This is a genomic window from Staphylococcus sp. EG-SA-10, assembly GCF_017151945.1.
In the GTDB taxonomy this organism is placed as follows: domain Bacteria; phylum Bacillota; class Bacilli; order Staphylococcales; family Staphylococcaceae; genus Staphylococcus; species Staphylococcus aureus.
Genome location: NZ_JACVZJ010000037.1, coordinates 1 through 7,603, shown reverse-complemented (window position 1 = coordinate 7,603; position 7,603 = coordinate 1). Strand labels below are relative to the sequence as shown.

Sequence of the window (7,603 nt, the reverse complement as noted above, 5' to 3'; positions counted from 1 at the left end):
ATATAAAGATTAAATATATTGAGATGCCGGATAAATTAGAATGTCTGATTATAGGTAATGATTTATATATTAATAAGAATTTATCATCATCTACATCAACGAGTGAAATTAAAGAACCCATGTCTTTATATCACTGTCATTGTCATGATTTTGAATTATTAATCCCCTTAAATCAAATTAAACAAGCGATATATCTACATGACTGCAAAACCATACCTCAGTTAAGCGCTTATTTTAAAGTGCCTGTAACAGACATCTTACTAACAATATACTTCTATAAAGTTAAGTACTCAGATTTACATTTTCTCAATATGTTCAAAACCGATGTGTTAAGTATTCATCAAGAAATTATTTAGGAGGCGTTTAAATGCAACAAGAATCAACATCATGGTACAAACAAGAGTGGTGTATTGTTTTATCACTTTTATTCCTATTTCCTTTAGGTTTATTTTTAATGTGGAAATTCAGCAAATGGCCGTCTTTAGTTAGGACAATTATTACTGTAGTTATAGCGGTTATTGCTTTAGCTAGTATAACTTATATTGGACAAGTTCAGATGATTAAACCTTATGTAGCGAATTTAGATTCAAGTAGTGAAAGCGATAAATCTTACAGTACCAATGATAAAGATGAAGAGAATCACGAAAAAGCAAAAGAACAAACAAATGGTAATTATCAAGAATGGTTTGACACGATTACAAAAGGAACATCTGATAGTTCAACTACAAGCTCTAGTTCTAGCATAGATGACAGTATAACACGTGACCAAAAAGCAGCTTTAAAACAAGCTGAGTTTTATTCAGAATACTTACATTCATCAAAAAAAGACATATATCATCAATTAACATCAGAATACGGAAACAAATTTTCTAAAGATGATGCGCAATACGCAATAGATCATTTAAAAGCTGACTATAATAAAAACGCATTAGAAAGTGCTAAAACATATGCCAAAAGTTTGAATATGTCTACTAGAGAAATTTATGATCAATTAATTTCAGAATACGGAGGACGATTTACACCTTCAGAAGCACAATACGCAATCGACCACTTAGACAAATAATTTAATTGGGCAGAATTCCTGCCCTTTCATTTATTTTAGGGAGGTAACCAATATGGCATCATTTGAAAAAAGAGGCAATAAATGGCGGTATAAAGTTCAATATAAAGATTCATTGGGAACAAAAAAAATTATAAGTAAATCTGGGTTTAGAACAAAAGCGGAAGCAAAAAAAGCAGCTTTAGAAGTTGAGTTAAATATTAAAAATGGTTATAAGGAAAACATGAATTATACACTTGAAAAATGGCTCGACTATTACTTAGAGACTTGGCGAAAAGATAAGGTTAACGATAGCACCTATAATATTGAATTATATTCAAAAAAACGATTATTAGACATCTATGACCCTAATATAAACATTAAAAATATTACACCATCGATGCACCAAAAATTCATAAACACTTTAATTCAACGTGGCTACAGTAAATCAACGCTCTCAAAAACACATCATTTGATGAAACGTGCAATGGAACGTGCTAAATATGATAGAATCATTTATTTTAATCCATGTGATGGTATTTCATTACAACATAAAAATTTAAAAGAAAAGGTTAAAGCTAAATATTTACCTAGCGATAAAATTAATCTTTTTTTAGAAATGGTTAAAAAGCGGGATATTTATCAATATTTCTTATTTAGAACACTTATAGAAACAGGTATACGAATCGGTGAGGCAAACGCACTCAATTGGAATGATTATGACAAAAAGCTTAAAACATTATCAATTACAAAGTCGTATGATCAAAAAAGAAAAAAATTTGGCACTACCAAAAATAAGGAAAATAGAATCATATTTATAAGTGACAAATTAGCAAAGGAACTATTCAAGTTGAGAACACTTCAAAATGCAAACAAAATAGCAAATAGTGAATTATATTATACTGATTATGATTTTATGTTTTGTAATGAATTTGGAGACCCACTTCCACGTTCTACCACCCACAATACAATGAAATATGTAACAGGTAAAATATTAGGAAAGGGCAATGAACTAAGTATACATAAATTAAGACATACGCATGCAACATTGTTACTAGAAAGTAATGTGCCTATGAAAGTAATTCAGGAGCGATTAGGTCATAAAAGTGAATTCATAACAAGCAACATTTATAGTCATGTCACTGAGAAAATGAATAATACTGCAAAAGAAAATTTCGAGAAATATATACGTGATATTTTTTGATTAAGGTTCCCAAAAGTTGCCCAATCGTAACAAAAGACACATTTTACACCTTAAAAAGTTGCCCAGTTAAATCAAAAAAGAGCTAAAGCAAAACGCTCTAGCCCTTGATATTACTGATTTCCCATCATTGTTTAGCGTATTAATATTGCTTCATGTACTGATCTCTTTCCCATTCAGATACTTGAGTTCTGTAGTAATCCCATTCAATTGATTTTGAATTAATAAATTGATTATAGATATGATTTCCTAAAGCTTTTTTAATAACTTCATTTTCACGCATTGCTTTTAATGCAGTATAAAGTGTTGAAGGTAAGTCTTGAATGCCTACTGCTTCACGTTCTTCACGGTTCATTTCGTAAATATTTTGGTTAACTGGTTCTGGAACTTTTAATTTATTTTTAATACCATCTAGTCCAGCTTCTAAGATTGCAGCTAACGCCATGTATGGGTTTGCAGCTGGATCTACTGAACGTACTTCGATACGAGTAGATAATCCTCTTGAAGATGGTACACGGATTAATGGTGAACGGTTTTTACCACTCCATGCAATATAACATGGTGCTTCATAACCAGGTACTAAACGTTTATATGAGTTTACTAACGGGTTACATACAGCAGTAAATCCGCGTGCATTTTTAAGCACACCTGCTGTAAATTGATATGCAGTTTCCGTTAAGCCCATTTCAGTATTTGGATCGAAGAATGCATTTTCTTTACCTTTGAATAATGAAACGTTAAAGTGCATACCGCTACCATTCACACCAAATAATGGTTTAGGCATAAATGTTGCGTGTAAATTATGTTTACGTGCGATTGTTTTAACAACCAATTTAAATGTTTGGATGTTATCACATGCTGTAACAGCATCTGCATATTTAAAGTCAATTTCATGTTGACCAGGGGCAACTTCATGGTGACTAGCTTCAATATCGAAGCCCATATCCTCTAATTCTAAAACAATATCACGACGACAGTTTTCACCTAAATCTGTAGGTGCTAAGTCGAAATATCCACCATCATCATTAAGTTCTAAAGTTGGTTCCCCTTTTTCATCCAACTTGAACAAGAAGAATTCTGGTTCAGGCCCTAGGTTAAAGTCTGTGAAGCCTAAATCTTCCATTTCTTTTAATACACGTTTTAAGTTTGCACGAGGATCCCCTTCAAATGGTGTACCATCTGTTTTATATACATCACAAATTAAACGTGCAACTTTACCTTGTCCAGCAGTCCATGGGAAGATTACCCAAGTATCTAAATCTGGATGTAAGTACATATCTGATTCTTCGATACGTACGAAACCTTCGATAGAAGAACCGTCAAACATCATTTCGTTATCAAGTACTTTTTCTAATTGGCTTACAGGCACTTCAACATTTTTAATTGTTCCTAAAATATCAGTGAATTGTAATCTTAAATATCTTACATTTTCCTCTTCTGCAAATTTACGAATGTCGTCTTTAGTGAAAGTACGTTTTGGCATTTTAAAATCCTCCAAATTTTATTTAATAAATCGGGATAAATCACCACGATTTATTGGCAAAGTTTCTCCAATAGGCTTTTGCGTGGCATCTACAATCATCTTTTTTCTTATCTCTTGTTCATCAGTTGTTAAATGCTCTTGTGAGTCATAAATGATTTGCTTAATCCCTTTGATATTAAATCCTTTTTCTAATAATGATTTAATTTCTAGTAATCTTTCCAAATCATTGAGTGAGAACAGACGTTTTTGACCTTCTGTTCTTTCAGGTTTGATGAGTTCATGTGTTTCATAGTAACGAATTTGCCTTGGTGTTAAATCCGTTAACTTGCTTACTACACTCATAGAGAAGACAGCCATATTTCGTCTGATTGCATCATTCGATATCATTGTTCCTCTCCTCTACTTTTGAACTTGTTAATAACTTATCATAATTTTTTTAGGATTTCAAAAATATGTCAGGTTTTCTAACATAAAGCTCAAAACATTGATATAACAGCAATTTCGACCTCTAAAACGCCATAAAACGACCTACAGCTAAAATATTTTTTCGATTTTTAAAAATAATCTGATAAATCTTCGCAAAAAATTTCACCCAAAACACATTATCATTAAGGGTGAAATTTAATCTATTATATAAGTCCTTGTTCTTTCAACTGCTTAACAGCTCTTGTCACAGCAATTTTAACGTGTTCATATGTTAATCCTCCTTGAACATATGCTTCATAAGGAGGACGAATAGGTCCATCTGCAGATAATTCAATCGATGAACCTTGAATAAACGTACCAGCTGCCATAATAACATCATCTTCGTAACCAGGCATATAACTCGGTTCTGGACTAAAATGTGCATTAATCGGGGATGCGTGTTGAATACTTTGACAAAATGAAATCATTTGTTCTTTCGTTTTAAATTTAACTGTTTGAATTAAATCAGTTCGTTTTTCGTAGTACTTCGGCGTTGTGTTCATATTCATTTTTTCTAAAAATAAACTAGTAAACAATGCCCCTTTAAGACTCTGACTGACAACGTGTGGTGCTAAAAAGAAACCTTGATACATTTCAAGCAATGCATTTAATGATGCACCCGCTTCTTTACCAATACCAGGTGCTGTCAATCTATAACCACATCGTTCAATTAAATCTTTTCTACCAGCAATGTATCCACCAATCTTAGCTAAACCACCGCCAGGATTTTTAATTAATGATCCTGCTATTAAATCGGCACCACATTCTATAGGTTCACGTCTTTCAACAAATTCCCCATAACAGTTATCCACAAATATTAAAATATTAGGATGAACTTCTTTCAACCTAGTAATCACCTCTTCAATTTCATCTAGAGGAATTGAAGGTCTTTGATCATAGCCTTTCGAACGTTGAATCGCTATTACTTTGGTGCGCTCAGAAACCCCATCTAACACACTTTCAATATCGATCTTACCTTCTTTAAGTGCAATATCTTTATACGATACGCCGTGCTCCATTAAACTTTCAATACCATTTCCGTTTACACCAATGACTTCAAGTAAAGTGTCATATGGACTTCCCGTTATATAAATTAATTCATCACCATGTTTTAATAAACTTTGTAATGCAATAGTAATCGCATGCGTACCTGAAATAATTTGCGGACGAACAATTGCATCTTCTGCTTTAAATGCCTGCGCATATATTTCTTCTAAATGATCCCGTCCAAAATCATCATACCCGTATCCTGTTGATCCTTGTAGATCACTTTCGGTTGCTTTGACATGATGAAATGCATTTAATACTTTTTCTTGATTAATATATGCAGTTTCTTCAATTTCTTTAAAATATGGTGCTAACGTTGATTCGACGTCAGCTACTATCTTACTTATATCTTTCATTTGAATTTCGTCCTTTTATTATTTTTTAAATCCTTTTATACGATAAACATTTTCAATTTCATCATATTTAAGTTCAGTCACTAATGTATGTTGTTTTAGAAAATATAATCGATCTGCATTATTCGTCGCAATTGCCTCATCATAATAAGTTAATTGCCTTTTGATTTCATCAATAAATAACGTCTTAACAAGTAATTTATCACCATCATTTTTAGATGAAACAAAAACATTAGGCAAATCACTTGCTGGACGATTTGATGCATGATCACATAAGTCCTTTTTATTAAAAATAACTATTTGAGAAATATGGTTCATATCTAATTGTTTGATTAAATCATTAACTATGTCATACTGCGTACGGTATTCAGGATGGCTACTATCTACGACATGTACTAATAAATCTGCACCTTTAGCCTCTTCTAAAGTTGATTTAAAAGCTGCAATTAACGTCATAGGTAGTTTCTGTATAAAACCAACAGTATCTGAAATAATTAAATTAAATCCATCATTTATTTGAACTTGTCGTGTTTTAGGATCTAACGTTGCAAATAATTGATCTTTTTCATACGTCTCTTCATTTGCTAAAACATTAAACCATGATGATTTACCAGCGTTTGTATAACCAACTAAAGCTACTTGAAACACCTGATTTTGATTTCTTTTATTTCGATATCTTTCGCGATGTTCTTCTACCGTCCGCAATTGATGTTTAATTTCATTCATACGAGTCCGAATATGTCTGCGATCCATCTCTAACTTCGTTTCACCAGGGCCTCTAGTTCCAATACCGCCACCTAAACGAGAAAGGCTTTTACCATGGCCTTGCAATCTAGGTAATAAATAATCAAGTTGTGCTAGCTCTACTTGCAATTTACCTTCTTTACTTCTTGCTCTTAATGCAAATATTTCAAGAATCAACTGGGTTCTATCAATAATTTTTACACCTAAAGCTTCATTTAGTGATTTGGATTGTGCAGTCGTTAATTCATCATTTGTGATGACTACATCAATATCTTTGAACTCAATAAATGCTTGAATTTCTTCAATTTTACCTTTACCAACATAATATTTGCGATCTACACGATCTCTGTTTTGAGTAATTTGACCCAACACTTCAAGTTGGCAAGTCTCTGATAAAGATGATAATTCCTCCATTGTAGACTCAAAATTAAATTGCTTATCATCTTGAGCATGTACACCGACTAAGACAGCTTTTTCTAGTTTATTTTTAGTATCATGAATTTGTTGCTGAGCCATGTTATACATCTCCTTAATAAAATCCTACTCAAAGTATTCTATCATAGAGTTTTAGTAAAGACTATTACACGATTTTATGGTACATTTTAAGTAAATCGAAAGGATGATTCAATGGAGACAATTTATGATTTTGTAGTAGAAACAAATAAAGGTGTTACTTACAAATTAGATGCATATAAGGGTGACGTTATGCTAATTGTCAATACAGCTAGCGAATGTGGCTTTACTTCACAATTTGAAGGTTTGCAATCATTATACGAGAAATACAAAGATCAAGGGTTTGTAATTCTAGGTTTCCCTTGTAATCAATTTGGTGGCCAAGAACCTGGATCAGGCGAAGAAGCAGCTCAAAACTGTAAATTAAACTATGGTGTTACCTTCCCTATGCATCAAAAAATAGACGTAAAAGAGGAACATCAATTACCTTTATTTAGATATTTGACTGCGGCACAACACGGATTCTTTAATGAGAAAATCAAATGGAATTTCACTAAGTTTTTAGTGGATCGTGAAGGTAACGTTGTTAAACGATTTGCACCTCAAAAAAAACCTGTTCAAATCGAAAGAGAAATAGAAAAGTTATTATAAAATATACTAGCTCATAGCAAATAAAACGCTTCATATAAAGTGGTTCTTCATCTTTTATGGTGGGAAGGTAAAACTTCCTGCTTTTTTTAATACACAAAAAGCGCAATTGCCTCTATAATTTAAAGTGACCAAACCCAAACTAAAGGAGACAAGTGCGCCTATGTGTA

Annotated in this window: 8 protein-coding genes; 4 read left to right on the top strand and 4 right to left on the bottom strand. The window is 32.4% G+C overall.

What is annotated here, in order from left to right; all coding sequences use genetic code 11:
• Positions 1-2 precede the first annotated feature (2 nt).
• From IDG45_RS13420 to IDG45_RS13410, 3 genes are read left to right on the top strand one after another with little or no spacing between them, the layout of a single operon-like run.
• Positions 3-356, top strand: a complete 354-nt coding sequence (locus IDG45_RS13420) for a hypothetical protein (protein WP_031929549.1) — start codon at positions 3-5, stop codon at positions 354-356.
• Between the two features lie 11 nt (positions 357-367).
• Positions 368-1,063, top strand: coding sequence for an Ltp family lipoprotein (locus IDG45_RS13415; protein WP_001183751.1), 696 nt, complete (start codon positions 368-370; stop codon positions 1,061-1,063).
• Between the two features lie 52 nt (positions 1,064-1,115).
• Complete coding sequence (locus IDG45_RS13410; RefSeq protein WP_000135759.1) at positions 1,116-2,243, top strand: site-specific integrase; 1,128 nt, start codon at positions 1,116-1,118, stop codon at positions 2,241-2,243.
• A gap of 139 nt (positions 2,244-2,382) precedes the next feature.
• Here the strand turns inward: IDG45_RS13410 and glnA are convergent, their stop codons facing one another.
• The 4 genes from glnA to hflX all read right to left on the bottom strand — a co-directional run bounded on the left by glnA (position 2,383) and on the right by hflX (position 6,848).
• On the bottom strand, positions 2,383-3,723 hold the full coding sequence (gene glnA, locus IDG45_RS13405; protein WP_001126603.1) for a type I glutamate--ammonia ligase: 1,341 nt from the start codon (positions 3,721-3,723) through the stop codon (positions 2,383-2,385).
• A gap of 18 nt (positions 3,724-3,741) precedes the next feature.
• Positions 3,742-4,110, bottom strand: coding sequence for a MerR family transcriptional regulator (locus IDG45_RS13400; protein WP_000624945.1), 369 nt, complete (start codon positions 4,108-4,110; stop codon positions 3,742-3,744).
• 242 nt (positions 4,111-4,352) lie between these two features.
• Positions 4,353-5,591, bottom strand: coding sequence for a methionine gamma-lyase family protein (locus tag IDG45_RS13395; RefSeq protein ID WP_000652044.1), 1,239 nt, complete (start codon positions 5,589-5,591; stop codon positions 4,353-4,355).
• A gap of 18 nt (positions 5,592-5,609) precedes the next feature.
• Complete coding sequence (gene hflX, locus IDG45_RS13390; RefSeq protein ID WP_054193894.1) at positions 5,610-6,848, bottom strand: GTPase HflX; 1,239 nt, start codon at positions 6,846-6,848, stop codon at positions 5,610-5,612.
• Between the two features lie 111 nt (positions 6,849-6,959).
• Here hflX and IDG45_RS13385 point away from each other — a divergent pair, with 111 nt between their 5' ends.
• Positions 6,960-7,436 carry a glutathione peroxidase gene (locus tag IDG45_RS13385; RefSeq protein WP_000448076.1) on the top strand — a complete coding sequence of 159 codons (477 nt, stop codon included), beginning with the start codon at positions 6,960-6,962 and terminating at the stop codon, positions 7,434-7,436.
• Positions 7,437-7,603: the final 167 nt, after the last annotated feature.

Bases quoted from the DNA above. Each gene is read 5' to 3' on its own strand.
- IDG45_RS13415 (WP_001183751.1), top strand. From the start codon at position 368: ATGCAACAAGAATCAACATCATGGTACAAACAAGAGTGGTGTATTGTT.
- IDG45_RS13410 (WP_000135759.1), top strand. From the start codon at position 1,116: ATGGCATCATTTGAAAAAAGAGGCAATAAATGGCGGTATAAAGTTCAA.
- glnA (WP_001126603.1), bottom strand. From the start codon at position 3,723: ATGCCAAAACGTACTTTCACTAAAGACGACATTCGTAAATTTGCAGAA.
- IDG45_RS13400 (WP_000624945.1), bottom strand. From the start codon at position 4,110: ATGATATCGAATGATGCAATCAGACGAAATATGGCTGTCTTCTCTATG.
- IDG45_RS13395 (WP_000652044.1), bottom strand. From the start codon at position 5,591: ATGAAAGATATAAGTAAGATAGTAGCTGACGTCGAATCAACGTTAGCA.
- hflX (WP_054193894.1), bottom strand. From the start codon at position 6,848: ATGGCTCAGCAACAAATTCATGATACTAAAAATAAACTAGAAAAAGCT.
- IDG45_RS13385 (WP_000448076.1), top strand. From the start codon at position 6,960: ATGGAGACAATTTATGATTTTGTAGTAGAAACAAATAAAGGTGTTACT.